This is a genomic window from Rummeliibacillus pycnus (assembly GCF_050459865.1).
Lineage (GTDB): Bacteria > Bacillota > Bacilli > Bacillales_A > Planococcaceae > Rummeliibacillus > Rummeliibacillus pycnus_B.
The window spans coordinates 15,473-40,384 of the sequence record NZ_JBCMNM010000013.1 but is presented as its reverse complement, the minus strand read 5'-3'; the positions used below and the strand labels follow the sequence as shown (position 1 = coordinate 40,384).

Genomic DNA, 24,912 nt, shown 5'->3' with positions numbered 1-24,912 from the left:
TTGAACTAGGAGGTACGAGAATGCCAAACCAAAATCAAAATTCTCCAAAACCAGATGACCGGTCAAATAATGTAGAACGTATCGATCAAATGATCAAAAATACGAAAGAAAATATCCAGAAGGCAGAAATTAGTAAGGAATTTTCAAGTCCAGAAGAAGTGCAAAAAATTAAAGAAAAAAATAAACGTCGCGAGCAATCGATTAATGCCATGGTTGAGGAAAGAAATGACGAAGCTCAAGATCGTGAGAATGGTTATAAATAATTAAAAATAAGGCTGTATTAAAGGGTTTTTAATCCATTTTTTCATAGCATGAAGAAGTCCTTGTGATGATTTAATTTCACAAGGATTTTTTCAATTAGTAAAGTGTAGGGATTGGATTACAGGCAACGGCATCAATAAATCTTGGATCAATTCCATAATAATACCAGAATGCACCATTCCATCTATATCCAGAAACTTCACCATACTCAACACGTGTAGGATAAAACCAGAAACTTTCTCCATTAATGAGCCAAACATAAGTGTTTTGATATACACAATCAATCATATAGGATACAGAAGGTTTTGATGGAATAAATGTTGGAGGAGGGGATAGTGTTTGTTGTCCCGATGGCCCTTGAGGTGGGTAGTATACCATTAAATTTCACTCCTTTTTTAATTGGTCCTCAACGATATTATATGTTGTATGAATTAGAAGGAGATACATTAGAGTGAAGATCTAAATCATATGTATTGAATGCCCTCAGTTCTGAGGAGAAGTTATTCCGAGGAAATATGAACAATCGATATAACTTAAAAATGGAAAAGCCTTAATGCACGATAGCATTAAGGCATAGAACTTAACAAGACTGATTGTTGTTATGACTTGCTTGATTTTTTTCTGCTTTAGCATCCCATTCAGCAGCAAACTCAGTTTTTGAGTTATTGTTATTATTATTGTTTGGGTTGTCCACATTGGTTTTACCTTTTGCATTTGGAAAATTATTATTATGTCGATCATTACCAGTTTTTTTTGTCATGGATATTCACCTCCCAAAGATTAATGTGTTCAATTTCGGATGGTTTATTCTAATAACTATTTAATTTTAAGTAAAAAAGATACGAATAGTGACGTATAAAGTAAACAAAACAACAAAGGTTAAAATCTAATGACAGATTGAAAAGTGCTGCAAGAATTCAAAGTATGATTGAAAATACAAGAAAAATTTAGTGAAGCAGATATAAGTATGAATTAGAAGATTAGGAAGAAACTAGAAATATTTAAGGGATTATATTAGGGGAAAAGGAAGTAGCAGATTATGTTGCAGTGGTTGAGGCTGTGATGTGTTTATTATACATTTATCACAGCCTGGAAATTTTTATTAGTTGTTGTCATTAATCTTTTGTAGGAAGTTCTATACCTAAGTGTTCTAAAATCGCTTTTGTCATAAATTTATTTGCTTGAACATCTTTTTCTATGTTACTAATTCTATTTTCCATGTTTTCTATAGTAATCAATGAGGTATTTAATGTTTTTTCAGTTAAATCTTCTGTATTTTTGATTCCCTCGAATATGTTGTTTAATTCAGAGGCTGTTTTATGCGTAAGGTTATTCACATCACTAGTTATTTCGTGAATATCAACACTTAAACCTTCTTGTAAATCAATGATATTATGCTCAAACAGATCAACTTTTGCATTCGTTTCTTCAATTCGTTTGTCCAAATTAACAATATGTCCTTCTAATTCCTCAGTTGCCTTTTTGAACCTATTAAAAAAGATTTCACTTTGTTCTTGTAAAAAAATATTTAGTAATCTACTACGATTAAGAGGAAGGTTTCTTCCATCTCCACGAATTAAGTAAGTACCTTTAAAAGTTGAATAGGGTTTATGCTCGCCACTCGGTATTTCGATTCTATAAAATGGAGTATCTCCTTCATTTTCAACATAAACTTCAACATCTACTGAAGGCTGACAATCACTTGCTTTATTTAAAATCGAGAGTTTTTCTTTGTCACCTATAGTACAACCAACTATTTTACCAATTTGTTGACCATCTTCATTAATAGATTCGTCAACACCCAATAAAATAGCACCGCCTTTAGAGGAATTTGCAAAAGCAACTAAATCATCAACACTTAACCCTTTTAGATTCCTCTTATAATCAACGTCATATCCTTCCTCTTTACTTAAAAGTATACTAGCTCGTTCGCTTATTTTCTTATTGTTCACTTTTAAATCCTCCTGGGTATCTCCTAGATATAATTATAAAACAATTAAGTAAATTATAAATAGTTTTGATGTTCATAAGGCTCTGTTGTTAGAAAGATGACTCAACTATTTGTTTTGATAAGATATTAATATTTTCGATAATTAACGTATCGAATAAGAAAAAGATTTCGATTTGAAGACTCTAAAGGAGTAAATTACTTAACCAAATCACTGTGACTCTGCTTAACAAGTTTATATTATTTTTTATGTGCAAAATTTGATGGATTTTGTAAAATTTTGTTGAATTTCAGAAAACTTTTATGTATGATATAAAAGTACTAAGTGATATTTTAGGTAAATAGTATCAAGGAGGTTATGAATCTATAGACTTTTATATTTGTTATGAAGTAAAAATGGACTGTTTGTAGTATGAATATGCTCGTAGATTATTAAATTCGATTTTTGTAAATTTCTAAATCAAAAGAGACGAATTAGAGAAGAGGATGTTTAGTGGGGAAATTCTTAAGAAGTATCGGAAATTTAAAAACAAAATTAATCATTTCATTTTTGAGTATATTAATTATTCCTTCCATATTTATCGGGTTACAATCTTATTCAACTGCAAAAAATGCAGTTAAAAATGAAATGTTAAACGGATTTGAAAAAACAACAAATGTATTAAATCTTTCGATAGATAACTCGCTAAAACCTAAAATGCATGATGTAGAGTATTTTGCTAAAAATATTACCTTAAAGCAGTTCAAAGGAGAAAATAGTCTTAAGTTAGGCCAACAATTCGATGAGTATGCACAATTACATCCCGAAATTCTAAGTATTTATGTGGGAAGTAAGACGGGTGCTTTAATTCAAAAACCAGACGTAACAATGCCTGCTGGCTATAATCCATCAGAAGAAGATTGGTATAAAGCTGCGATGGACAAACAAGGAGAAATAGCAATTTCAGAGCCATATCAAGATGCCGGTTCAAAAGAATGGTGTGTCACTATCTCCCAAACCATTAAAGACGGATCAGGCGTTGTAGCTGTCGATATCTATGTAAGTCATATACAAGAACTAATAAATAAAGTGAAGTTAGGTAATACAGGATATGCGTTTCTGTTGGATCAAAATAGAAAATACATAGCTCATCCTACTATGAAAGTAGGAAGTGAAGCAAAAGATTCTTTTAATGATCAGATGTATCAAAAAGAACAAGGAAATTTTGTTTACGTATTTAAGGGTAAAGAAAAGGTAATGGAATTTACCACAAATAAACTAACGGGCTGGAAAATAGCAGGAAGTGTACCAACTTCAGAAATTAATGATGCAGCTGCACCTATTTTTCTAAAAACGTTTTTTGTTATCTTAATCGCTTTGATTATCGGAGCTATAGTTATTTTCTTTATCATAAAATCCATTTTAAGTCCTCTAAGAAAGCTAAAGGAAAATGCCAATACCATTAGTAAAGGAGATTTAACGAAGGAAATTAACGTACAATCTAATGATGAAATTGGACAATTAGCTAAAGCATTTCAAGAAATGCGAATAAGTCTTATCGGTTTAGTAAAAGAAGTAGATCAGAATGCCGAACAGGTCGCTGCTTCAGCAGAAGAATTAACGGCAAGTGCAGAGCAGACAAGTGCTGCAACAGAACAAGTTTCCACTGCAATTCAAGAAGTATCAAGTAGTGCAGAGAAACAAACGGATGGCATAAACAAAAATTCTGAGTCGTTACAACAAGTTTCTCAAGGAGTAACGCAAATAGCAGAGAATTCTATGAAAGTTACAGAGCTTGCATATCACACAACAATGCAAGCAGAAGAAGGCGGTAAAGCTGTTACGAATACAGTTAACCAAATGAATTCAATCCATGAATCCGTACTAGAGTCGAATGCTATGATTGAATCTTTAAATGTACGATCTAAAGAAGTCAATTCAATTTTAGATGTAATTACCGGAATAGCAGATCAAACAAATCTTCTTGCTTTAAATGCGGCAATTGAAGCAGCAAGAGCTGGCGAACATGGTAAAGGATTTGCGGTTGTTGCGGATGAAGTTAGAAAATTAGCTGAACAATCTCAACAATCTGCAATAGAAATTCATGAAATCGTAGAAAAAATCCAAAAAGATACAAAAAGTTCTGTTCAAATCATGGCACGAGTTACAGATGATGTTCAGACTGGAGTTAAAGTATCTACTGAAGCGATCGAGAAATTCAATCAAATACTTCAAAGTACAAAAGAAATGACTCCACAAATGGAAGACGTATCTGCAATTGCACAACAAATGTCTGCTTCTATACAAGAGATTAGTGCTACTGCACACGAACTATCTGGCATTGCAGAAGCAAATGCAGCAACTTCTGAAGAAGTAGCAGCATCCACACAGGAGCAATTGGCTTCGATGGAAGAAATTTCTTCATCAGCACAATCTCTTTCATCTATGGCAGAAAACTTAAAGCAATTAATTTCTAAATTTAAGTATTAAAATCTATATTGATTTATCTCAAATAAAAAAGGCTTGGTTCAATCATTAGAACCAAGTCTTTTTGCTATATAAAATTGATTTTGTTAAAAAAGATATGAATAATGACGTATAAAGCAAACAAAGTAAAACAAACTATTAGAGTGATTTAAAAATACATGACTTTGGAGGCTATGTAATGTCAAATCAAAATATACCAAAACCTGATGACAGATCGGACAATGTCGAACGTTTGCAAGAAATGGCTCAAAATACGAAAAAGAATATTAAAGAGGCAGAAATAAGCATGGAGTTTGCAGGTCCCGATGAAGCTCAAAAAATTAAAGAAAAAAATGACCGTCGAAATAAAGCAATTGATGCGTTCATAGCAGAAATGAAGGACGAAGCAGAAGCTCGTAAAAAAGGGCTTAAATAGAAATAATGGTGATAAGGCTGTAATAAAAGTGTACTTTACATTTTGTTGCAGCTTTTTCATTGTTGGTTACTGTATAAAGTGAACAATAAAAAACAAACTAATACGGCAAGGAAAAATAAAATTTTGGAGGGCAACGAATGAAAGATAAATTTCGCGGTCAACATAGTCCAGATACTAATGATAGATCAACTAGTGGGTTAAGAATTCAGAGTATGATTGAAAATACAAAAAAGAATATGCGGGAAGCCGAAATCAGTATGGAATTTGCAGGTAAGGAAGAACTCGAACATCTCCAAGAAAAAAATCAACGTCGTAAACGAGAAATTATGATAAAAGAAAAGGAAATGGCAGATAAAGCTGCAGAAGTAGCTTGGAAAAACAGTTTTAAAGGTGGATCGAAAAAGTAGCTGTGGCTGTGATGAAAGTTATTTCATCACAGTTTCACTTTTATTAATGACTCTTATTTATTTTATACAATACATAATGAATGGCAAAGAAAACGAATTTCATTGAACTTAAAGGGTTTAACGAAAAGTATTTTTCTACCGTATTTTTTGATTGACAGAGGTACATTAATAGAATAATAAGTGATATGATTGAATAAATGTATATAGTTGGAAGGTGAGGAGTATGGGTTTATTTATACTGGTTCTTTTAATGGTGTTTTCATATGACTTTACAAGATTAATAAGACAAAATAAAACAATGATTGAACAAAACGAAAGAATGATTACTCTTCTAGAAGAGATAAGAAACAAATAGATAAAAAAATATTAATAAGTTCCAGTTAAAAGTAATAAAAGCCTTAATGCATACTGTCATTAAGGCTTTTATACAAAATTTATTTATCTACTTTATCTTTTGATTGTTTATTGATATTTTCGATAGCATTTTCTCGCCATTCAGCAGCAAACTCTGCTCTGAAGTTATCTGGGTTATTATAAGGGTTATTCGTTGATCGCGTATCTTTTACGCTTTTAAAATTACTGTTATGATTCTTTTTATTTTTTGCTTTATAACCATTTTGTTTTGGCATGAATGTTCACCTCCCAATGATTAATGTGTTCAATTTAGGGTGGTTTATTCTTATATCCATATAGTTTTATTACAAAAAAGAAAAAATAATGACGTATAAAGTAAATGTAGGTCAGAATAATCTAATTCGATTTGTATTGAGAAAAAATATGAATTATTACAATCAATTGAATATTTTACCATGAAATTGCTATAATAATGAGGAACATGCAAGCAATTTTTCATCGAAAAGTTGTTTGTTATTTTTGAGTGGGAGAAAACCCATCCTACTAAATAATTTATAAAAATAATAAATCTGTTAATTAAATAGGAGGTAACCATGGGAAGATTAGTCCATTTTGAAATTCATGTAGATGACATGGATCGTGCAAAGAAGTTTTACGGAGAGGTATTCGATTGGAAGTTTGAAGATTGGAGCTCTTATGCAGGTATGCCTTACTTTGGTGCAGTCACTGGTGATGAGGCCGAAATGGGGATTAATGGTGCTTTAATGCAACGACAAAGTGCTCCTCCAGAAGCAAATCAAAGTATAAATGGATTTGTTTGTACAATGGGAGTGGAGGATTATGATTTAACGGAACAGAAAATTCTGAGCCACGGAGGCAAAGTTGCATTGCCAAAATACGCATTACCAGGAATGGCGTGGCAAGGTTACTATATTGATACAGAAGGAAATACAATTGGAATACATCAACCAGATGTAAATGCAAAATAAAATTTTACACTGGTAATTATTATTGACAGAACGCCAAAACCTTTGAAATTAAAGGGATGAGGCGTTTTTTTGTTGTATCTAATAATAACCCCATATAATTAAATTCCACCATGATATAAAATATATTGTGGGTTTTGTAATTCTTCTACAAAGTTTAATCAAAGGTCAATATTTTTTAATAACTCTAAACGTTTAAATTGATATTGCCTATCTAAATCATGGAAAATTGCTTCAGGAATATCAATATAAAAACCTGTCGAATTTTGACAGGTTTTTTAATATACTCAAATATTTTATACTATTCGCTCACAACATCATTAAACTCTGATATTTCATAATGTCCTACAAGTCCTTCAAGGAAAAATGGGTCGCCAGCAACAAAATCTTCTGCTGTTGCTTTATCAACAAAAATACCAAATGAGCCTACACCGTCAATTGTCTGTTCCGTCAATGCTCCCATGCTGATGATTTTATTCTGTGCAAGAAATTTATCAACATGCATTCTATGTCTTGGATAAACTTTCATCAATTCTTCTCGAGTTTTTCCTGATGCAATTTTGTAAAATATAATAGCTCTCATCTATCGTTCTCCTCTACAATTTTTTGAACTTCTACAAGTATATCATTTTTTATTTCAAACAATATTTTAAAACATCATCGAAGCAAATTTTTGATTTTATATAGTTAAGCGCTAAACTATATTGTGAATTGGGTAAAAAGGCGGATATTACCTCAAACCCTTACCTATCTGAATGAATAAGTTATAAATTGAAAAGAAGAAAATAATAAAAAAACATTCAAAGAACTGTCCCTTGAATGCTTTTTCGCTTCTTTTAATTAGAGTGAATTACCTGTACACGGCCAATCTGACCATCTATTAGTCTGACTTTAATACCGTGGGGATGAGAGCTCGAATTGGTAAGAATATCTTTTACGATGCCTCTGGTAAGCTTTCCCGTTTTTTGATCCTTTTTTAAAACAATATCAACAGTCATACTTGGTAATACGTCTTTCCGATTTTGTCCGTTCATTAGACACCCATTTTTCTGCGGGTATTACTTGTTTTTTTCGCTAGCTGGCTTTTCATTTTTTTTGTTGAAAGGTCGGCATTCGGTTTTCCTTTATTAGCAGAGGATTGGTTCTTTTTGGCTTCAAGTTGTTGCTTTACTGCATCTCGCAGGCTGATTTTCTTTTTTGGTGCTTCGGATTGATTATTCTCGGTCATAGGGAATTCCTCCTTATTGAATATGATAGTAAGTCCAGTATAATCTATTTTCGGTTATTTGTGAAAGAATGTACTTAAAGTAACAGGGGATTAGTTGTGTAAGAATCAATCTGATAAAGAAATTTAATTCGCTGAAAAAATTCTGCAACAATTGAGTAACCCAAAACACTGGAAAATTGAAATCGACAACGTAAAGATATCTTTACGTTGTCGATTTTTTATTTTATACTGTATGTAAAGATATCTTTACGTTTTTTAGAGAGGAACTGAGGTGCACTTGAAAGTAAAAAACAGAATTAAAGAAATACGTTTAGCTAAAGGGATTAGTCAAATTAAAATGGCAGAAGACTTACAAATTACAAGGCAAACGATTAACGCCGTAGAGAATCACAAATATAACCCTAGCCTGGAACTAGCACTAAAGCTGATTAAATATTTTGATGTAAACATTGATGAAATATTCGAATTGGAGGAGGAATAGTATGAAAAAGGTACCAATCATTATAGCTATTACGCTGGTTTGTTCAATGAGTATAGGTTTTTACTTGGGTGGTTTGTTGATTCCTGATTTGCCAGTTGGAATGGTTGCAGCAGGTATTACGGGTTCTATTATTGGTGTTGGGATTATACTTGGAACAATAAAATTTCGTGAGAGCCGAAAGAGTAATAATGTACCTGAGGTAGATGAAAGAACATGGATAAATCTTAAAAACTTCTATGCATTATCATTGTACATTGTATTATTTGGAAGTATGTTATTAGTCTGTGTATTATTTGCATTTGGTATAAAAACAATTGAATTAGGTGCATTAAGTATTTATTTATTACTACTATTTATGGTGTTAGTGATTGGAACATTAGTTGTTAAAAGACAATAAAGTGGAGCGTTATATTAAATTAAGCGTAGCTTTTGCTACCCTTAATTTATATTAATGTCAAAAATATAATTGATCTTACTCTCAATTTCACCTTTATTCCATTTTGCTGTAATTTCATAAATATAATATCCTTTTTTGATGGAAGTATTATTTGATTATCTTGTATTCCAATAGTATCACTTGTACCATCTTCATTTTTTGATTAACAGTTATTGCAGCAGGATTTTGTTCAATTTGAATTTTTAATTTTTCTCCCTCTTTTGCATCTAATGTTTTAAATTCATTTGCTAAATCATTTATCTCAGATGAACTAATTTTTCGCGCTTCAAAGTCGTCTTCTTTCCACTTAAAATTACCTTAATCAACCACAGCAACTTCCCATAAAATTCTAAAGTAAATGTAAAATCTATTAAAAAACCAACAAAATCCTTTTAATGAATTTTTCTAGATTTTTTGTAATAGTATGAAAGGTATATGAATAAAATTGTTAGAATTAAAAATAGATAGAAAAATAATTTTCCGCCAAAAGTGGTTGCATTGATTAAAGTACAAGTAGATATGAAAGTACTTAAACACAAAATTGGTAAAATGAAAAATAAATAATTTGTCTTATTTGTAATTTTATTAAGAAGCATTCCAGCTAAAATTATTAAATATAATATACTTAAGATCATTATTAAAGGATAAAAAGGATGGAATTTAGCTGCATAAATAAAATAATCTAAATACAAAATATCAGAAGATTTTTCTATATTTCCCGAAAATAGTTGTGTAAAAGGTGCAGAATATTTCCATTCCCAAGGGAAATCATCTGTAATACCAGATCCTTCATATAAAGAGATCGCTGTAGAAAAAATAAATAATATTAAAGCAAATATCATTTGTACAATTAATTTAAAAATATAATTCCCCTCCACCATTAACTATATTACATATATTTTAACAATAAAGAATAAAATATCCAAATGATTAAAAGATAAAACCAAACTGGATCGTACGAACCTTGTCAAACTTCATTTAAAAGCATTTAAAACCAGGTATAAGTTCAATGATATTACTGGTACCAATTTCTTCATATCTTAAAAGTTGTTAAATAAAATTTAATGAAGTCACATTGGAAAAATAAGATTTGCATATAATGTTGCTTAAAAAATTTTGTATGATTAGTTTGTAATTCAAGGATTTAAAAATAAACACAAATATATTGGAGGAAGAATATTTGAAAACATTATTTAATACGAAGAAATTAAGCTTTATTCTTCTATTAATAATCCTTTTAACGCCTATGTTTCATCTTCCCTTTTCTGTAAGTGTCCAGGCTGCTCAACCGTTTAAAACGGAAGATGTTGATAAGTTTGTCACTAACTATATAGAACGTAATGGGCTACCTGGTGCGTCCATTGTAGTTGTAAAAGACGGTAAATTAGTATATGAGAAAGGATATGGTCACGATTCCGAAGGGAAACCTATAACAGAAAAGTCGTTAATGAGAATCGGTTCCGTATCCAAATCATTCACTGCATTTGCTGTTTTACAACTTGTTGATGAAGGGGAAGTCCAACTGGATGACCCCGTAATTAAATATTTACCAGAGGTAAAACTTGACGATTCAAGATGGAAAGAAGTTACAATACGTCAACTATTGAGTCACACATCAGGTATTCTAAACCCGACTATTGTTCCACCAGCGAGTAACTTAAAAGCAGGTGTGGAACGTTTGAATGATTGGAAGCTGCAATCAAACCCAGGAGAGAAATACTATTATAGCAATGGGAATTACTGGGTTCTAGCACTTTTAGTGGAGAGAGTAAGCGGAATAGAATTCTCTCAATATCTTAAACAAAAGGTATTCTCTCCACTAGGAATGAATGACTCACTCACTACTGTTAACTCTGGAGATTTTGTAAAAGGACTACCTAAAGGATATGTAACAGCATATGGAGCTGCAATGCCTTGGACAGAGCTTGAAGCGATGAATATGGGGGCAGGAAGTATCATATCAACTGCATCAGATATGGGGAAATGGCTTTCTATGCATACGAACAAGGGAAAGTCTGGAACAGGAGAGCAATTATTATCAAAAAAATTATTGGAAGAATCTTATTCGCCACAACTTGGAAACAAAAAATACGGATTTGGTTGGGAGTTAAGTTTACCGAATGTGAAGCCAGCACGCATTTCACATAGCGGAGTGGTATCAACGTATCAAACACAACAAGACATTATACCAAGTAGTGGTTATGCTGTTGCAGTTTTACTAAATAGCTTTACCCCTACATTTGAACACGCTTATGAGATTAGTTCGGGTATTATCCAAATGACCGAGGGCCAAGAACCAGTATTAAAAGCTCCAATATCTAAAATAATTGATTTATCACTTGGCGTTATCACATTGATTTATTTGATTTTAGGAATTAGAGGGATTCTTCGGAGTAAAAAATGGTCGGAAAAACGTAAACAACATCCTACTTGGAGATTTATCCTTCGCTTAATTCCTCAATTGGTTCCAACATTATTAATCGGGTGGTTGTTTTTTATTGTTCCAACGTTACAAAATAACAGTTCGACCACGATAGATGCATTTGGTCTTTACCCAGCTGCGATGTTCTTATTGGCGATTGTTTTCATTATTGGATTGGTACTTACAATTTTGAGAATCTATTATCAAATAACATTAAATAAAGGTAAAAGATTATAAGAATTACACTTAAAAACGCTCAGAATTACTCTGAGCGTTTTTGCTTGCGATTTATATTGCTAATTAGTTGTTAAATTCGAAGTTGTGTGAGGTACGACTGAGTTGTACAGAGTATGATTAAGTTGTATAGGTTACGAATGAGTTGTAAACGTTGCTAGTAAGTTTATAGGTTACAACTAAGTTGTAAACGAACATTAAAATGCGATGTATAAAATTATTGATCTCTGTTATTATTCGCAAAAGAGTAATTACCCATGGTATAAGTAAAGGCTAGCTAATACCAATCGTGCGCAATCAAGATGTATGTTTAGTTCATTTATTTCCCCTAGTTATAAAAATAATAGCACTTAGATATACGATAGCTATTGAGTTAGCTAATAAATATGAATTATTCGGAGATGGATCAAATAATAGTGAGCCTAGTATAATGAAAATTATTCCAAGTACAAACACGACAATCAATTCTGAGATTTTTTTGATCATATCTTATTCCCTTATTTTTATATTTTTTTTTATATTAGTTTAAATTAAATCTTATAACATTAAAAGCTCCTTTGAATTAATTTTGTTTTTCTGAGACTTCACTTTTCATATATTTAAATTTTTTTTCTTTCTGTTTTAGTTATTTTTAGTCTGTTTATTTACACTGTTGAAGGCATTTAGAAATATTTGTATAATAAGATAAAAATAAGTTATTTCTAGTGAGATTGGGCAATTTTATTTAATAGGAAAGTGAGAGTGATGTAATGAGAAGATATCTAAGCATGATTTCATTAGTGTTGTTCGTACTGTTTATCGTGTTAGGTTTTATTACTCCTCAAGTATTGAATCCTTTACCTGACTCATGGGACATAATTATAATAATATTATTACTGATTGGCTCATTTCTCTCAGCAATATTTAGTGAAAAGGGGCTTTTAAAAATAATTGCTCTAATTATTTCTTCTATTGGAGTGTTAGCCTTATTAATCCTAACTATATATGGTAGCATCATAATGATTGGTTATTGAACTAAGAAGAAGATCCAGAACAATTAAACATTCCCAATTACTTTAAAGAATAAGCGTATTCGCGATATCGAATACGCTTATTTATTTGAGGAAAGCCAACAATAAAGTTAAACAGAGCCTTAATTTTAATAAAAAAGTTATATAAAATGTTGAAAGTTTGGAGGGATAACAATGTGTGGGCGTTTTTCGTTGTTTGCTGCATATGAGAACTTAATCAGCGAGTTTGACATTCAGCAGATGTTTGCTGAAGAATATTATGAGGAAAGTTATAATATTGCACCTACGCACACGCACAATATTGTTTCAATAATTAACGATGGTACGAAAAATCGCATGGGTTACTTAAAATGGGGGCTAATTCCATCGTGGGCAAAAGATGATAAGATGGCTTCCAAGATGATAAATGCAAGATCTGAAACGGTGAATGAAAAGCCTAGTTTTAAGAAATCCTTTTACCAGAGACGTTGTATCATACCAATGGATTCGTTTTATGAATGGAAACGTGAAGGAAAAGAAAAAACACCAATGCGAATTAAAATGAAAAATGATTCACTTTTTGCAGTAGCAGGATTATGGGATACATGGAATGCACCATCCGGTGAAGCAATTCATACATGTACTATCTTGACTACAGAACCAAATGAATTGATGTCAGAGATTCATGATCGAATGCCAGTAATTTTACCAAAAGAGCAGCGATCCATCTGGCTGAATACATCCATTCAAAATACTGAAATTCTTAAATCTTTACTAGTACCTTACCATACTGTTGAAATGATGGCTTATGAGGTATCTTCTAAAGTAAACTCTTCAAAGAATAATTCATTGGAGTTAATTAAGAGAGTTCTATAAAAGAAAAGAAATAAAAATTAATAGAAAATGTTTCAATCTTTTATTGATTATTAAAGACAATTCAATCAGGAATTTGCAAATGAACAATTAACAGCAACAGATAAGTTAATTAATTAAAAACAAAGAAGAGACAATAGAAGGAAGTAGAAGGGCCACCTCAAAAGTGATGAATCCATGATTTTTGAGTACGGCCCTTCTTTAATTTAAAGATATTTTAACTAAAAGAAAACTATAAGGGGATCTTTCCCTTAACTGGCCATTAGTAAGCAGCAGAATAAAAATCTAAGTAGTGAGACGGGACTATTTTCGTTTTCTTAACCTCATATAATTTTATGCTAAAATATACATATATTGTAAAAGTTGATATAATATGAAAAAGAAATAACAGTTTAATAAAAAGGAGAATGTTGTTGAAATGAATAAAAAAATAATTTCCACCATATTAATTACTAGTATTTTGACTGGATGCAATACACATTCAATAGAAGATCAACCCGAAGGAAAAGTTGTTGTTGATAATAAAGATTATACAATGATTGGAAGTGATTACTCATGGAAAGGAAATAAAATTGAAGTAAATACAAAAAGTTCTCCAGATATAAATGAATTAGCAGATCAATTCAAAACATTAGAAGTAAAAAAAGGGGATACATTAAGACTTGAAATTGAAAGAAATCCTTCTTCCATAACTGCAATTAAACTGAATGAAGATGGTACAAGTGATAATGTTGAAATTAAAGATAATAAAATAACTATGCCATCAGATGATGGATATTATATTTATAAACTTAAAACAACATGGGATAAAGGAAAAGAAACTTTTATTTTTGATGTAAATATAAATTAAAAAGAGAGTGCCTATTTTATTTGGGTAATTCTTTTAATTTATTACATATAGCAAAAAAGAATAGAAAATATACAAAGGGGTTGTATTTTTTGAAAAAAATATCAATGTTTTTCGTTTTATTCAGTATGTTGTTTTTTGTAGTGGCATGCACATCAAATAAAACGAATAAAGAGATGGTAATATCAGATAATTATGCATTAGCTAAAGAGTCCTCGAATAATTTAATTTCCAATTATGAAACAATCCAATTAGAAAATGCGATTGAATCTTCTATCAGAAAAAAGGTATTTAAGAAAAAAGGCTATCCAGATGGTTATGATCTAACCATTTCTCGTGCAAAAAAGGAAGTAAATCTGGTGATTAGACCTTATTCTAAGAAAAATTTTAATTATTTAAAAGACGACCTAAAAAGTACAATTGAAGAAGTTTTAAAAGCAAATAACTATACGGATTATAAAGCAAATGTTCTAGCTGATTGGTCTAAAACTAATCAAACAGAGCGACAAGAAAATGAAGAAAAGATTGTATATGATATAGTGAAGATCATGGGAAACAAATATAAAATAGAAGTAATTACACAAATTGGATTTTCAGCTACTGATGGACACATTGTACAATTGCTCTTTATGATTAGGAACAATAAAGAAATTATTTATCCGATAGATGTGAACAATTTTCATAAAGAATTTTTAAAATTGGCTAAAGAAAAAGGAGTAAATGTGTCAGATATTCCTATACTTTTTAAATCAAATATAAAACGTGATTGGGAAATGAAAGTGATGCCTTCTATAAACCAAGGTTTAAAAGAAATAAAAGATTTAAAGGTTATATCAACTACTATAATAGATGATCAGAGTCCGATTTTTATTAATACCGCAATAAACAGCACAGATAAAAATGCTAAAAAAATTGGAAAACGTATTGAAAAACTCATAAATGAATTTTTCCAATATAATGATATTAACAAATCTTTTCCTGGTCCTCATGAAATTCAGGTTCTAAGTAAAGACAATAAGAAAATTAATTAAGCAAAGATTATATGTAATTTCTTCAATAATACTTCCGCGGAAAGCACGAAGCTAATTACACATCATGCATAATGCAGATTAAACTCAGTCCCATATGTTTTCTTGTTGAATACTTCATAAGAATTTGCAAAACCTATTCGTATGGAGGTGGAAAACATGAAAAACAAAATCCAAAAAGTAAATAAGCAATTGAATAAAGATTTCAGTGATAAACAAGCGACTCGTAGTCAACAATCAAGAGAATTTAATCAGGAATTTGCAAATGAGCCATTAACTGCAACAGAAAAGTTAAATAATAAAAAAACAAAGAAAAGACAATAGAGTGAAGTAGAAGGGCTACATCAATAATCAACCGACACTATGAATTGTGTCGGTTTTTTTTGAATGGGAGAGAAAAATTCTACTTTGGCAAATCGAAGATGTAGACTAGTTTGTATAATTGTGATTAAAAAGCATTGACAATCTGATTTATAAGTATTAAGATTATCTTGAATTCGAGATAAATTAAACTGAGATTTTAGATGGAATGCTGTTTAACGGGTTTTTGGCTTTGTAAATTTTTTTTAAACTAATATCTCGAATTCGAGATAAAATAGGGGGAATTAAAAATGATGAATATAGGATTATTAATCATCCGTTTAGTTATTGGGTTGTTATTCATTGGTCACGGCGCACAAAAGTTATTTGGATGGTTTGGAGGTTATGGAATAAAAGGTACTGGAGGATGGTTTGAATCAATCGGTATGAAACCCGGAATAGCGATGGCTATTTTTGCAGGACTAGGAGAACTGGTTGGAGGATTTTTATTTGCTACAGGCCTTTTAACACCAATTGGAGGAATATTAATTGCGGGAACAATGGTAATGGCAATAATTAAGGTACACGGTGCAAATGGATTATGGGCAACATCTAATGGTTACGAATATAACCTTACAATACTTGCTATTGCTATCAGTATAGCTTTGATTGGCCCTGGCGCTTATAGTCTTGATGCTTTATTTTTCTAAAACACCTTATTAAAGATAGTTATAGAGGAGATTGAATTATATGACAGATTTTATTCAACTGGTAAAAGAAAGACGTTCTGCTAGTAACTTTCAAGCAGACCACCCTATAAAGTTAGAAGAACTACATGAAATTTTTGATTTAGTTAAACTTGCACCTTCAGCATTTAACCTGCAGCATTCAAAATATGTAACAATTATCGATCCAACTATAAAAGAAAAAATAAGAAACGCTGCAAATGGTCAATATAAAGTAGCTTCATCATCTGCAGTAATTATTGTTCTAGGTGATAAAAAGGCATATCGCCAGGCATCTGAAATTTATGAGGGTCTAAACTTGCTAGGAATTGTAAATAAGCAGGAATATGATTTCATGGTTAATGATACTGTTTCTTTTTATGAATCAAGAGGAGAAGAATTTCAAAAAGAGGAAGCCATAAGAAATGCTTCATTGTCAGCCATGATGTTTATGATGGCTGCTAAGGAGAAAGGTTGGGATACGTGCCCAATGATTGGTTTCAATCCTGAAGAGGTAAGGGACATTTTGGATATTGGCGACCAATATGAAGTTGTATTAATGATTACCATAGGGAAAGAAAAAATAGAAAGTAGAAAACCACGCGGATATCGTAAACCCGTTAATGAATTTGTTACTTTCATATAGACAATTTTAATAGGAGGAATAGAAATGAAAAAAACAATGGGAATTCACCATATTACGGCAATCGTCGGTCATCCTCAAGAAAATTTAGACTTCTACGCAGGAGTTTTAGGTCTGCGTTTAGTGAAACAAACGGTAAATTTTGATGATCCTGAAACTTATCATCTTTATTTTGGAAATGATAGTGGAAAACCTGGGACTATCATTACATTTTTCCCGTGGGCTGATGCGCTTCAAGGAATTATAGGAGATGGCCAAGTAGGGGTTACTACTTATGTTGTTCCTAATGGATCCATGGCTTTTTGGGAAAAGAGATTAGCGAAGTTTAATGTTACCTTTACAAAAAATGAACGCTTTGGTGAACGATATTTATCATTTGATGATCCTCACGGTCTCCATTTGGAAATTGTAGAAAGAAGAGAAGGCGAGAATAATCAATGGGCATATGGTGACATTACACCAGATGTGGCGATAAAAGGATTCGGTGGGGCAACTCTATTTTCCACTCAACCAAATAAAACAGCAGATTTATTAGGAAAAGTGTTAGGTCTTGAAGTTATTGGCGAAGAAGGAGAATTTATCCGTTTCCAATCTTCTGCAGATATAGGGAATATAATAGATTTGAAAAAGATTCCAGGTGTAAAAGGTGTAATGGGTGTTGGAACAGTCCATCATATCGCATGGAGAGCAAAAGATGACAACGATCAATTAGAATGGCAAACTCATGTCTCAGAGCATGGACGGCATGTAACAGAAGTAAAAGATCGTAATTATTTCAAGGCTATTTATTTTAAAGAACCTGGTGAAATTCTATTTGAGATTGCAACAGATCCCCCAGGATTCGCACATGATGAATCACTCGATACAATGGGTGAAAAGTTAATGTTACCTGTTCAGTATGAACCATTTAGAAAACAACTGGAACAAAGCTTGATACCAATTGAGGTTAAAGAATTAGATTAACTAGTAAGAGTCATTCACTGGAGGATAGATTATGAAACATATATTCAATAAAGGTCAAGATTCAGAAAAACCAACACTCTTACTACTTCATGGAACCGGTGGAAATGAATTAGATCTATTACCTATTGCCGAGAGAATAGATTCCACAGCTCACGTATTGAGTGTAAGGGGTAACGTTTTAGAGAATGGAATGCCTCGATTTTTTCGAAGAATAAGTGAAGGAGTATTTGATGAAGAGGATCTTATTTTTCGAACAAAACAATTAAATGTTTTTCTTGATGAAGCAGCTGAACAATATAATTTTGATAGGAATAATATAATAGCAATTGGTTACTCAAATGGAGCTAATATAGCTGCTAGTTTGTTATTTCATTATCAAAATGCATTAAAAGGTGCGATATTACATCATCCAATGATTCCAAGAAGAGGAATCAAGCTTCCTGATTTATTAGGGAAATCTGTATTTATCGCTGCTGGTACGAACGATCCAATTTGTGCACCTGAAGAATCAACTGAACTACAATCATTACTAGAAGCTGCAAATGCAAGTGTAGAACTTCATTGGGAAAATAAAGGGCATCGATTAACGGCTGAAGAAGTAGATGAAGCCTCTAAATGGTATCAACATCTTCAAAAAAAATAAAAAAATTTTATAGAAAAAGAAACAGAAGCCCCTCAGAAATAAATCTGAAGGGCTTTTTTTCAATAGTTAATTTAAATTCGAATATTGGTAGGGGGCATTGTTATTTAATGAATGTTTAGTTAGGAGCTTTTCTTAATGTTTTGATTTTATGGAGATTTGTAAAGGCAATTCAAAGTTGATTTTCTCATGTTTTAAAGTTCTTCATATATTCGCCAAAAATAATGTTGGAAAATGAATATTATTTTGTAAATACAGTTAATAACTTAAAAATATTTTAACCTTATACAATTAAACAAAAAGTAATACAATTTTAGGATAGAGATGATAAAATTAATTAAATTGAATTTTACATTACTGGAAAAAACTAAAAGGTATAGAACGGCAGTGTAACCATTGCTATTTCGGGCGCTTTATATAAATTGGAGGGCTATCTTATGATTCAAGGTTCTTGGAGGGCATTATTATGGATTGGATTATCAGAATTATGTGCTTTAAGTTTATGGTATAGTGCATCAGTGATTGCACCCGAACTCATTTCAATTTGGAACCTTAGCTATAATTCGGAAGCTTGGCTTTCTGCTTCTGTTCCTATTGGATTTGTAATAGGAGCATTAGTTAGTTCATATTTTGGGGTTGCTGACCGTTTTAATCCCCGAAAGGTTTTAGCAATTTCAGCATTTCTAGGTGCACTATTGAATGCATTACTAATTCTAGTCGATTCTGGCTTTTTCGGTATTCTACTTAGGATCTTAACTGGAATAACCCTCGCCGGTGTATACCCAATAGCTGTAAAAATCTTATCACAATGGTTTCCTAAAAAACGTGGGTTAGCGATTGGAATCTTAATAGCAGCATTAACATTAGGATCTTCATTACCACATTTTGTTGTTATGTTCTTTTCTTCATTAAGTTGGAAATCTGTGATAATTTGTAGTTCAGTATTGGCTCTATTATCGGCTATTATAGTCACTTTTATTTTAGAAGATGCTCCAGTAACATCACAAAATTTACCTTTCTCGTTCAAATTAATAAAAAAAGTAGTTATGAATAAACCAGTAATGCTTGCGAACTACGGCTATTTTGGCCATATGTGGGAATTGTACGGGATGTGGACATGGCTTCCTGCTTTTTTGACAGCTAGTTTCTTAATCCATTCATCAGAGACTCCTCAATGGTTCATTGCATTATCCTCATTTATTTCAATAGGAATTGCAGGGGGGATTGGTTGTGTGGTAGGTGGACTAATCTCAGATAAAATCGGAAGAGCCAATTTAACAATTATTTCTATGTTTATCAGTGCAATTTGTTCGATATTAATAGGTTTTACATTTGGGCAATCTATTTGGTTAACGCTAATAATTTCAGTGATTTGGGGGATGTCTGCCATATCTGATTCCGCCCAATTTTCTGTAGTAGTATCAGAAATAGCCGAAGTGGATTATGTAGGTACAGCCCTTACTTTTCAAATGTGTATTGGTTTCCTATTTACTATAATCTCTATCAATCTAATACCTATAATTCAGAGGATAATTGGTTGGGAGTGGGTTTTTACAATTTTAGCGATTGGGCCTATTCTTGGAATTGTCTTTATGCTCAAATATAGACGTTATGAGTTCAATGAGAGAGGGCAACAATGATTTGTTTTTTGTAAACATAAGTAAGTCATGTAATGTTAAAATTAAATTACAACGTTATATGTGGGATATTTTGTATTGCTCGCTATTGTTAGAGGAGATGGGCGAGACGTAGAACTGATGATGTGGTGACTTATTGGCATGTTAGGTCAAATAATTATGTGCTTTCAAAAGAGATAGGTAGAATTAAATGAAAGAGAAAAAATGAAGGGGAGGACTTTAGCGTGCTATTACTTTGGTATACTTCATTTTTGATTTCAATTATAGCATTGATATTTGGTGTTTTTAATCGATCGTGGCTTTTAATGCTTATAAGTACAATTTCTTTTATACCTATTGCATACTATTTTTCAGGAGCAGTTAATGCTTGGAAGTATATAGGTTTCACCACAATCATTCTGTTATTATTAGCAATCTATTTTTGGTTTTTGGAAAAAAAGTTTAAAGCTTTATAATTTATTCTTATAAATAGTAGTAACATTTACAGAAAAAATCTTTTAATAGAAATATCGAGGAGGAAGACATGGAAGTTTTTGAGAAATATTTAACAGGTATTGATGACCCTGACCACCGTGATCGTACAGAGGAAATTTTATCTTGGATTTCTAATAAATTCCCCAATTTGGAACCTCAAATCAAGTGGAATACGCCAATGTTTACAGATCATGGCACATTTATCATTGGTTTTTCCACAGCGAAGCATCATTTGAGCGTTTCACCCGAAGAATTTGGCATTGCGCACTTTGCTGATGACATTGTCCAAGCTGGCTATAGCGCTACCAAAGGCTTGTTTCGAATTCCGTGGAATGGGCCGGTAAATTACGACTTGCTTGAGAAAATGATAGAATTTAATATTCAGGATAAAGCAGAATATACGAATTTTTGGCGGAAATAATACATTACACCTTATCCAAAAACGCATGACAAGTAAAAATGTCATGCGTTTTTGCATCTTAATTAAGACGTCAATAGCTTAATTGTAGAAATATCCTTTTATCAATTACGTGCCGTATATGCTATATATTCTTCCGCAAATAATGCTATAATGGTGAGAGTTTGTACCTAAGAAAATATTTTTATAAGCAGTGAGGTATTGTATGAAAAAAAGAATCAGAGACATTATTATTATCATTTTTGGTGCATTTCTTTTTGCGCTAGGTGTTAATTTATTTGTTATTCCGAACGAGCTTGGTGAAGGCGGAGTAACTGGTATCACGATTATTACCTATTATTTATTTGAATGGTCACCAGGTTTAGTCAACTTAATTCTGAATGCATTTTTGTTAATAGTTGGTTATAAATTTTTGAATAGGGTAACAACGATTTATACGATTATTGCGGTAGTTTTTAACTCGCTTTTTCTTCATCTGACAGAAAGCTGGAATATTCCTTCTGATGAATTGATGGTAAATGCCATTTTTGGAGGAGTATTTGTAGGGTGCGGGATTGGACTAATCATTCGGGTTGGCGGAACAACAGCAGGTACTACCATCTTAGCAAGGATAACAAATAAGTATTTAGGCTGGAGCATTAGCTATGGACTATTATTTTTTGATTTAATAGTTGCTTTTTCATCTTATTTTATCATTGGTGCAGAAAAGCTGATGTTGACAATTATTATGCTATATGTAGGAACGAAAGTGATGGAATTTGTAATCGAAGGCTTGAATACGAAGAAGGCCATTACGATTATTTCTGATAAACCAGATGACATTGCCAAACAGGTGACTACATCAATGGACCGAGGGGTAACAGTATACTCGGGTCATGGTTATTATACAAAAACGCCAAAGGAAATTCTTTATATTGTTATTAGTAAGCAAGAAGTTATAAGGTTGAAACGGATTGTACAATCTACTGATCCGAATGCTTTCGTCGCTATACACGATGTTCGTGATGTGTTCGGAGAAGGATTTATTGATATTTCTAAAGCTTAATTAAGAGGTTGTTATAAAAGAGATAGAATTTGTAGAGGTGGTATTAGATAGATACCCCCTTATTAATGGCTTCTTACTTTGACAATTCTTTTGTAAAAAAGTTGACTCCTAGATGGAGAATACCTGAAGACTGAAGAGTGATATTACAACATATATTAAGAATTTGGTTAATAATTGTATAATACATTAAAGGGCCATATTCTTGAATAACATTAGATAGATTCTTTAATTGACGCCTAAACAAAATAACAAGTATAAAAAGCAGTGGATTTGGAAAATGAAATCACACTGCTTTTTGGCATTTAAATGCAATTATATAGAGGAATACCAAAGAGGATAATAGTAAAGAAGGATTAGACAGCTTTAACCGAGAAGTAGTTGCTTAAATCGACTAATTATTTTTTGTCCAATTGTAACGAATCTAATAAATTTGGTACTAACTATATGAGGGGGAGGGAATTCTTGGATGATTTTAAAAAACTGTACAACCTTTATTCAAAGGATCTGTATAAATATATGTTTTATTTAACCCACGATAGTGATTTATCAGAGGAGTTGGTTCAAGAGACTTTTTACCAAGCTTTTATTTCAATCCATCGTTTTAAGGGACATTCAAAAATAAAGACTTGGCTATATCAGATAGGAAAAAATGTTTATTACAAAAATGCAAGAAAGAAATTACCAAAACACGATTTATTCGACGAAGAAAATTATAATTTTGATACTAGATCTACCCCTGAAACGATTTTACAATTATTCGAACAACAACTAGAACTTCACACTGCCATTCGTAAATTAACAGAACCATATAAGGAAGTAGTCATTCTACGTAGTTTTAACGAATTGAGTTTTAAGGAAATTGGTGAAGTGTTTTCGGAAAGTGAGAATTGGGCTAGAGTTACTTTTCATAGAGGAAAACAAAAACTCAGAGCAGCTTTAATTATGGGGGGAAATCAATGAAAATAGATTGCGAAGTAATACACGATTTGTTGCCATTATACGTCGATAATCTAACGAGTAAAGAGAGCAATAAATTGGTTAATACTCATTTAATGGAATGCGAGAATTGTAATCAACTACATAGTGAGATGGCACAGGATTTAAACATATCAAGTCAGATAGAGGCAGAGCTACCCGAAGAAATGGAACGCCAATTAATAAAGAGGATAAAGAAAAAACGAATACTCAACTTTGGCTCCTTAATAATCATATTCTCTTTAGTTGGATTTGTTATCGGGGCATATGCACTTTATTCAAACTATGCGGTAATTAAAGCAGTCGAACCAATAGAACTATTTGATACCAATCGTAATGTGCAAGAAAACCCAGCAAAAGAAATACTGTTAAAATCTTCATCTTGGAAACAGTATAAAGTCGATAATAAAACATTTAGTCCAGGTTATTATGACATCACTGCATTAGAAGGTACTGTGGAGATTGGAAGTGTGCATCTAAAGAAAGGTGACCAATATTTAGGAGCACAATTTTATAGCAACAATCTAATTTCTGTTAAGGGGAGCGGCATAGCAAAGCTTACGCCAGCAAAGTTTATTACAGAATTATTAGAAAATGGAGTATATACGATTAGCAATAAGTCAGTGGTATATAAAGTTGGGGATGAAATTCAACCAGGATCCTATAAAATTAATGTTATAAGCAATAATGATGCTAATTTTTATGTATTTGCTAGTGTCAGTAATAGTAATCTATCACAAGTTAGAAACAGTTTGGATATAAAAAATTCAAAAGAGTATACCCTTACCGTTAAAGAGGGTGAAGTTTTACAGTTATTAAATTGGTCAAGTGGTAATACAGACTTTACTATAACGTTGTCAAAGATATGATAATTCAAAAATATGGACGAATGCATCTGCAATTAAAACAGCCAATAAATCCTGATTGTTATTCAATTAAAGGGCGCTTTTCTGAAATAAGGAAAGCGTCTTTCTTCAATTAAAGGGCCAGATTGTTGAATAACATTTTGAGTGTTCCGTGAAGTTTGTGAAGAAATCTACTTAAGCTAACGGGGTATTTTAGTGAAATAAGAAAATTGAATAAATGAAAAGTTAGATAAGTCAGCTTTAATGGTATAATTTATCTAAAAAACTCTGAAAAGCTTACCATTATATTAAATTGTAGTGTAAGGCTTTATGTTTTACCAAGAAAGAAGGGTTAATAAAATGATTCAATCTGTTGTACATATTGCTTTGGTTGTTCAAGATTATGATGAAGCCATTGAGTTCTACACAAAAAAACTCCATTTTACGTTAATTGAAGACACATATCAACCTGAACAAGATAAACGCTGGGTAGTAGTATCTCCACCCGGCTCATCTGGAACTACAATATTACTTGCAAGGGCTTCAAAACCAGAACAATTATCTTTTATTGGAAATCAAGCAGAAGGAAGAGTTTTTCTATTCCTTGGGACAGATGACTTTTGGAGAGACTATAATGAAATGATCGCAAAAGGAATTGAATTCGTTAGAGAACCAAAAGAACAATCATATGGTATTGTTGCTGTATTTAAAGATTTATACGGAAACTTATGGGATTTAGTTCAATTTAAAGAAAGTCATCCTATGTTTCAACGAGTAAAATAGACTAAAATCTAAAGAATACTTACTAAAGTGCTCATATATTTTTAAAGTGTAGAAGATATTGTGAAAGAATGTACTTAAACAAACGGGC

Annotated in this window: 31 protein-coding genes; 23 read left to right on the top strand and 8 right to left on the bottom strand. The window is 31.8% G+C overall.

What is annotated here, in order from left to right; genetic code table 11:
- The first annotated feature begins 20 nt into the window (after positions 1 to 20).
- Positions 21 to 263, top strand: a complete 243-nt coding sequence (gene tlp, locus ABE048_RS03025) for a small acid-soluble spore protein Tlp (RefSeq protein WP_430309045.1) — start codon at positions 21 to 23, stop codon at positions 261 to 263.
- Between the two features lie 94 nt (positions 264 to 357).
- Here tlp (ABE048_RS03025) and ABE048_RS03020 read toward each other — a convergent pair whose 3' ends face one another.
- From ABE048_RS03020 to ABE048_RS03010, 3 genes are all read right to left on the bottom strand, one after another.
- Positions 358 to 639 carry a transporter gene (locus tag ABE048_RS03020; protein WP_430309044.1) on the bottom strand — a complete coding sequence of 94 codons (282 nt, stop codon included), beginning with the start codon at positions 637 to 639 and terminating at the stop codon, positions 358 to 360.
- A 202-nt stretch (positions 640 to 841) separates the two neighbouring features.
- Positions 842 to 1,021 (bottom strand): hypothetical protein, encoded by a 180-nt coding sequence (locus tag ABE048_RS03015; protein WP_430309043.1) that lies wholly within the window; start codon positions 1,019 to 1,021, stop codon positions 842 to 844.
- 355 nt (positions 1,022 to 1,376) lie between these two features.
- The gene (locus ABE048_RS03010) at positions 1,377 to 2,213 is read right to left on the bottom strand and encodes an AlbA family DNA-binding domain-containing protein (protein WP_430309042.1); all 837 of its coding nucleotides are present in this window, start codon (positions 2,211 to 2,213) and stop codon (positions 1,377 to 1,379) included.
- 489 nt (positions 2,214 to 2,702) lie between these two features.
- Between ABE048_RS03010 and ABE048_RS03005 the strand changes: the two genes are divergently transcribed.
- The 3 genes from ABE048_RS03005 to ABE048_RS02995 all read left to right on the top strand — a co-directional run bounded on the left by ABE048_RS03005 (position 2,703) and on the right by ABE048_RS02995 (position 5,498).
- Complete coding sequence (locus ABE048_RS03005; protein WP_430309041.1) at positions 2,703 to 4,679, top strand: methyl-accepting chemotaxis protein; 1,977 nt, start codon at positions 2,703 to 2,705, stop codon at positions 4,677 to 4,679.
- A gap of 175 nt (positions 4,680 to 4,854) precedes the next feature.
- On the top strand, positions 4,855 to 5,091 hold the full coding sequence (tlp, locus tag ABE048_RS03000; RefSeq protein WP_430309040.1) for a small acid-soluble spore protein Tlp: 237 nt from the start codon (positions 4,855 to 4,857) through the stop codon (positions 5,089 to 5,091).
- 137 nt (positions 5,092 to 5,228) lie between these two features.
- On the top strand, positions 5,229 to 5,498 hold the full coding sequence (locus ABE048_RS02995; RefSeq protein ID WP_430309039.1) for a small acid-soluble spore protein Tlp: 270 nt from the start codon (positions 5,229 to 5,231) through the stop codon (positions 5,496 to 5,498).
- Between the two features lie 434 nt (positions 5,499 to 5,932).
- On the opposite strand, the gene ABE048_RS02990 is transcribed toward ABE048_RS02995, so the two are convergent.
- Complete coding sequence (locus ABE048_RS02990) at positions 5,933 to 6,127, bottom strand: hypothetical protein (protein ID WP_397539122.1); 195 nt, start codon at positions 6,125 to 6,127, stop codon at positions 5,933 to 5,935.
- A gap of 318 nt (positions 6,128 to 6,445) precedes the next feature.
- Between ABE048_RS02990 and ABE048_RS02985 the strand changes: the two genes are divergently transcribed.
- Positions 6,446 to 6,841 carry a VOC family protein gene (locus ABE048_RS02985; protein ID WP_430309037.1) on the top strand — a complete coding sequence of 132 codons (396 nt, stop codon included), beginning with the start codon at positions 6,446 to 6,448 and terminating at the stop codon, positions 6,839 to 6,841.
- Positions 6,842 to 7,139: 298 nt separating this feature from the next.
- On the opposite strand, the gene ABE048_RS02980 is transcribed toward ABE048_RS02985, so the two are convergent.
- The 3 genes from ABE048_RS02980 to ABE048_RS02970 all read right to left on the bottom strand — a co-directional run bounded on the left by ABE048_RS02980 (position 7,140) and on the right by ABE048_RS02970 (position 8,066).
- Positions 7,140 to 7,421, bottom strand: coding sequence for a YciI family protein (locus tag ABE048_RS02980; protein ID WP_430309036.1), 282 nt, complete (start codon positions 7,419 to 7,421; stop codon positions 7,140 to 7,142).
- A 253-nt stretch (positions 7,422 to 7,674) separates the two neighbouring features.
- Positions 7,675 to 7,872 (bottom strand): YwbE family protein, encoded by a 198-nt coding sequence (locus ABE048_RS02975; RefSeq protein WP_430309034.1) that lies wholly within the window; start codon positions 7,870 to 7,872, stop codon positions 7,675 to 7,677.
- Positions 7,872 to 8,066, bottom strand: a complete 195-nt coding sequence (locus ABE048_RS02970; RefSeq protein WP_430309033.1) for a hypothetical protein — start codon at positions 8,064 to 8,066, stop codon at positions 7,872 to 7,874. The genes ABE048_RS02975 and ABE048_RS02970 overlap by 1 nt, the downstream gene beginning before the upstream one ends.
- Positions 8,067 to 8,343: 277 nt before the next feature.
- On the opposite strand from ABE048_RS02970, the gene ABE048_RS02965 reads away from it, so the two are divergent.
- On the top strand, positions 8,344 to 8,547 hold the full coding sequence (locus ABE048_RS02965; protein WP_430309060.1) for a helix-turn-helix transcriptional regulator: 204 nt from the start codon (positions 8,344 to 8,346) through the stop codon (positions 8,545 to 8,547).
- 1 nt (position 8,548) lies between these two features.
- Entirely contained in the window at positions 8,549 to 8,944 is a 396-nt protein-coding gene (locus ABE048_RS02960) for a hypothetical protein (RefSeq protein ID WP_430309032.1), read from the top strand.
- A gap of 431 nt (positions 8,945 to 9,375) precedes the next feature.
- Here ABE048_RS02960 and ABE048_RS02955 read toward each other — a convergent pair whose 3' ends face one another.
- The gene (locus ABE048_RS02955; protein ID WP_430309059.1) at positions 9,376 to 9,825 is read right to left on the bottom strand and encodes a DUF4306 domain-containing protein; all 450 of its coding nucleotides are present in this window, start codon (positions 9,823 to 9,825) and stop codon (positions 9,376 to 9,378) included.
- Positions 9,826 to 10,163: 338 nt separating this feature from the next.
- Between ABE048_RS02955 and ABE048_RS02950 the strand changes: the two genes are divergently transcribed.
- The 16 genes from ABE048_RS02950 to ABE048_RS02875 all read left to right on the top strand — a co-directional run bounded on the left by ABE048_RS02950 (position 10,164) and on the right by ABE048_RS02875 (position 24,824).
- On the top strand, positions 10,164 to 11,642 hold the full coding sequence (locus tag ABE048_RS02950) for a serine hydrolase (RefSeq protein ID WP_430309031.1): 1,479 nt from the start codon (positions 10,164 to 10,166) through the stop codon (positions 11,640 to 11,642).
- Between the two features lie 1,181 nt (positions 11,643 to 12,823).
- A complete protein-coding gene (locus ABE048_RS02945) occupies positions 12,824 to 13,504 on the top strand; it encodes an SOS response-associated peptidase (protein WP_430309030.1) in 681 nt (226 codons plus the stop codon).
- Positions 13,505 to 13,919: 415 nt separating this feature from the next.
- A complete protein-coding gene (locus ABE048_RS02940; RefSeq protein ID WP_430309029.1) occupies positions 13,920 to 14,351 on the top strand; it encodes a hypothetical protein in 432 nt (143 codons plus the stop codon).
- A gap of 89 nt (positions 14,352 to 14,440) precedes the next feature.
- Entirely contained in the window at positions 14,441 to 15,379 is a 939-nt protein-coding gene (locus tag ABE048_RS02935; RefSeq protein ID WP_430309028.1) for a hypothetical protein, read from the top strand.
- A gap of 156 nt (positions 15,380 to 15,535) precedes the next feature.
- A complete protein-coding gene (gene sspO / locus ABE048_RS02930) occupies positions 15,536 to 15,700 on the top strand; it encodes a small acid-soluble spore protein O (protein ID WP_430309027.1) in 165 nt (54 codons plus the stop codon).
- Between the two features lie 287 nt (positions 15,701 to 15,987).
- Positions 15,988 to 16,386, top strand: a complete 399-nt coding sequence (locus tag ABE048_RS02925) for a DoxX family protein (RefSeq protein WP_430309026.1) — start codon at positions 15,988 to 15,990, stop codon at positions 16,384 to 16,386.
- A 40-nt stretch (positions 16,387 to 16,426) separates the two neighbouring features.
- Positions 16,427 to 17,047, top strand: coding sequence for a nitroreductase family protein (locus ABE048_RS02920; protein WP_430309025.1), 621 nt, complete (start codon positions 16,427 to 16,429; stop codon positions 17,045 to 17,047).
- 24 nt (positions 17,048 to 17,071) lie between these two features.
- Positions 17,072 to 18,007 (top strand): ring-cleaving dioxygenase, encoded by a 936-nt coding sequence (locus tag ABE048_RS02915; RefSeq protein WP_430309024.1) that lies wholly within the window; start codon positions 17,072 to 17,074, stop codon positions 18,005 to 18,007.
- Between the two features lie 31 nt (positions 18,008 to 18,038).
- A complete protein-coding gene (locus ABE048_RS02910) occupies positions 18,039 to 18,650 on the top strand; it encodes an alpha/beta hydrolase (RefSeq protein ID WP_430309022.1) in 612 nt (203 codons plus the stop codon).
- 434 nt (positions 18,651 to 19,084) lie between these two features.
- Positions 19,085 to 20,287 (top strand): MFS transporter, encoded by a 1,203-nt coding sequence (locus ABE048_RS02905; protein ID WP_430309021.1) that lies wholly within the window; start codon positions 19,085 to 19,087, stop codon positions 20,285 to 20,287.
- A gap of 221 nt (positions 20,288 to 20,508) precedes the next feature.
- Positions 20,509 to 20,739, top strand: a complete 231-nt coding sequence (locus tag ABE048_RS02900) for a hypothetical protein (protein ID WP_430309020.1) — start codon at positions 20,509 to 20,511, stop codon at positions 20,737 to 20,739.
- Between the two features lie 68 nt (positions 20,740 to 20,807).
- Positions 20,808 to 21,179 carry an iron chaperone gene (locus ABE048_RS02895; protein WP_430309018.1) on the top strand — a complete coding sequence of 124 codons (372 nt, stop codon included), beginning with the start codon at positions 20,808 to 20,810 and terminating at the stop codon, positions 21,177 to 21,179.
- Positions 21,180 to 21,381: 202 nt separating this feature from the next.
- On the top strand, positions 21,382 to 22,221 hold the full coding sequence (locus ABE048_RS02890) for a YitT family protein (RefSeq protein WP_430309017.1): 840 nt from the start codon (positions 21,382 to 21,384) through the stop codon (positions 22,219 to 22,221).
- Positions 22,222 to 22,683: 462 nt separating this feature from the next.
- Positions 22,684 to 23,181 (top strand): RNA polymerase sigma factor, encoded by a 498-nt coding sequence (locus tag ABE048_RS02885; protein WP_430309015.1) that lies wholly within the window; start codon positions 22,684 to 22,686, stop codon positions 23,179 to 23,181.
- Positions 23,178 to 24,065, top strand: a complete 888-nt coding sequence (locus ABE048_RS02880; protein WP_430309014.1) for a zf-HC2 domain-containing protein — start codon at positions 23,178 to 23,180, stop codon at positions 24,063 to 24,065. The genes ABE048_RS02885 and ABE048_RS02880 overlap by 4 nt, the downstream gene beginning before the upstream one ends.
- Before the next feature lie 336 nt (positions 24,066 to 24,401).
- Positions 24,402 to 24,824, top strand: coding sequence for a VOC family protein (locus ABE048_RS02875; RefSeq protein ID WP_430309013.1), 423 nt, complete (start codon positions 24,402 to 24,404; stop codon positions 24,822 to 24,824).
- Positions 24,825 to 24,912 lie beyond the last annotated feature (88 nt).

Coding starts and splice junctions, on each gene's coding strand:
- ABE048_RS02910 (WP_430309022.1), top strand. CDS start 18,039: ATGAAACATATATTCAATAAAGGTCAAGATTCAGAAAAACCAACACTC.
- ABE048_RS02985 (WP_430309037.1), top strand. CDS start 6,446: ATGGGAAGATTAGTCCATTTTGAAATTCATGTAGATGACATGGATCGT.
- ABE048_RS02970 (WP_430309033.1), bottom strand. CDS start 8,066: ATGACCGAGAATAATCAATCCGAAGCACCAAAAAAGAAAATCAGCCTG.
- ABE048_RS02940 (WP_430309029.1), top strand. CDS start 13,920: ATGAATAAAAAAATAATTTCCACCATATTAATTACTAGTATTTTGACT.
- tlp (WP_430309045.1), top strand. CDS start 21: ATGCCAAACCAAAATCAAAATTCTCCAAAACCAGATGACCGGTCAAAT.
- tlp (WP_430309040.1), top strand. CDS start 4,855: ATGTCAAATCAAAATATACCAAAACCTGATGACAGATCGGACAATGTC.
- ABE048_RS03020 (WP_430309044.1), bottom strand. CDS start 639: ATGGTATACTACCCACCTCAAGGGCCATCGGGACAACAAACACTATCC.
- ABE048_RS02995 (WP_430309039.1), top strand. CDS start 5,229: ATGAAAGATAAATTTCGCGGTCAACATAGTCCAGATACTAATGATAGA.
- ABE048_RS03015 (WP_430309043.1), bottom strand. CDS start 1,021: ATGACAAAAAAAACTGGTAATGATCGACATAATAATAATTTTCCAAAT.
- ABE048_RS02890 (WP_430309017.1), top strand. CDS start 21,382: ATGAAAAAAAGAATCAGAGACATTATTATTATCATTTTTGGTGCATTT.
- ABE048_RS02975 (WP_430309034.1), bottom strand. CDS start 7,872: ATGAACGGACAAAATCGGAAAGACGTATTACCAAGTATGACTGTTGAT.
- ABE048_RS02920 (WP_430309025.1), top strand. CDS start 16,427: ATGACAGATTTTATTCAACTGGTAAAAGAAAGACGTTCTGCTAGTAAC.
- ABE048_RS02990 (WP_397539122.1), bottom strand. CDS start 6,127: ATGCCAAAACAAAATGGTTATAAAGCAAAAAATAAAAAGAATCATAAC.
- ABE048_RS02875 (WP_430309013.1), top strand. CDS start 24,402: ATGATTCAATCTGTTGTACATATTGCTTTGGTTGTTCAAGATTATGAT.
- ABE048_RS02880 (WP_430309014.1), top strand. CDS start 23,178: ATGAAAATAGATTGCGAAGTAATACACGATTTGTTGCCATTATACGTC.
- sspO (WP_430309027.1), top strand. CDS start 15,536: ATGAAAAACAAAATCCAAAAAGTAAATAAGCAATTGAATAAAGATTTC.
- ABE048_RS02960 (WP_430309032.1), top strand. CDS start 8,549: ATGAAAAAGGTACCAATCATTATAGCTATTACGCTGGTTTGTTCAATG.
- ABE048_RS02945 (WP_430309030.1), top strand. CDS start 12,824: ATGTGTGGGCGTTTTTCGTTGTTTGCTGCATATGAGAACTTAATCAGC.
- ABE048_RS02905 (WP_430309021.1), top strand. CDS start 19,085: ATGATTCAAGGTTCTTGGAGGGCATTATTATGGATTGGATTATCAGAA.
- ABE048_RS02925 (WP_430309026.1), top strand. CDS start 15,988: ATGATGAATATAGGATTATTAATCATCCGTTTAGTTATTGGGTTGTTA.
- ABE048_RS02980 (WP_430309036.1), bottom strand. CDS start 7,421: ATGAGAGCTATTATATTTTACAAAATTGCATCAGGAAAAACTCGAGAA.
- ABE048_RS02915 (WP_430309024.1), top strand. CDS start 17,072: ATGAAAAAAACAATGGGAATTCACCATATTACGGCAATCGTCGGTCAT.
- ABE048_RS02895 (WP_430309018.1), top strand. CDS start 20,808: ATGGAAGTTTTTGAGAAATATTTAACAGGTATTGATGACCCTGACCAC.
- ABE048_RS02955 (WP_430309059.1), bottom strand. CDS start 9,825: ATGATATTTGCTTTAATATTATTTATTTTTTCTACAGCGATCTCTTTA.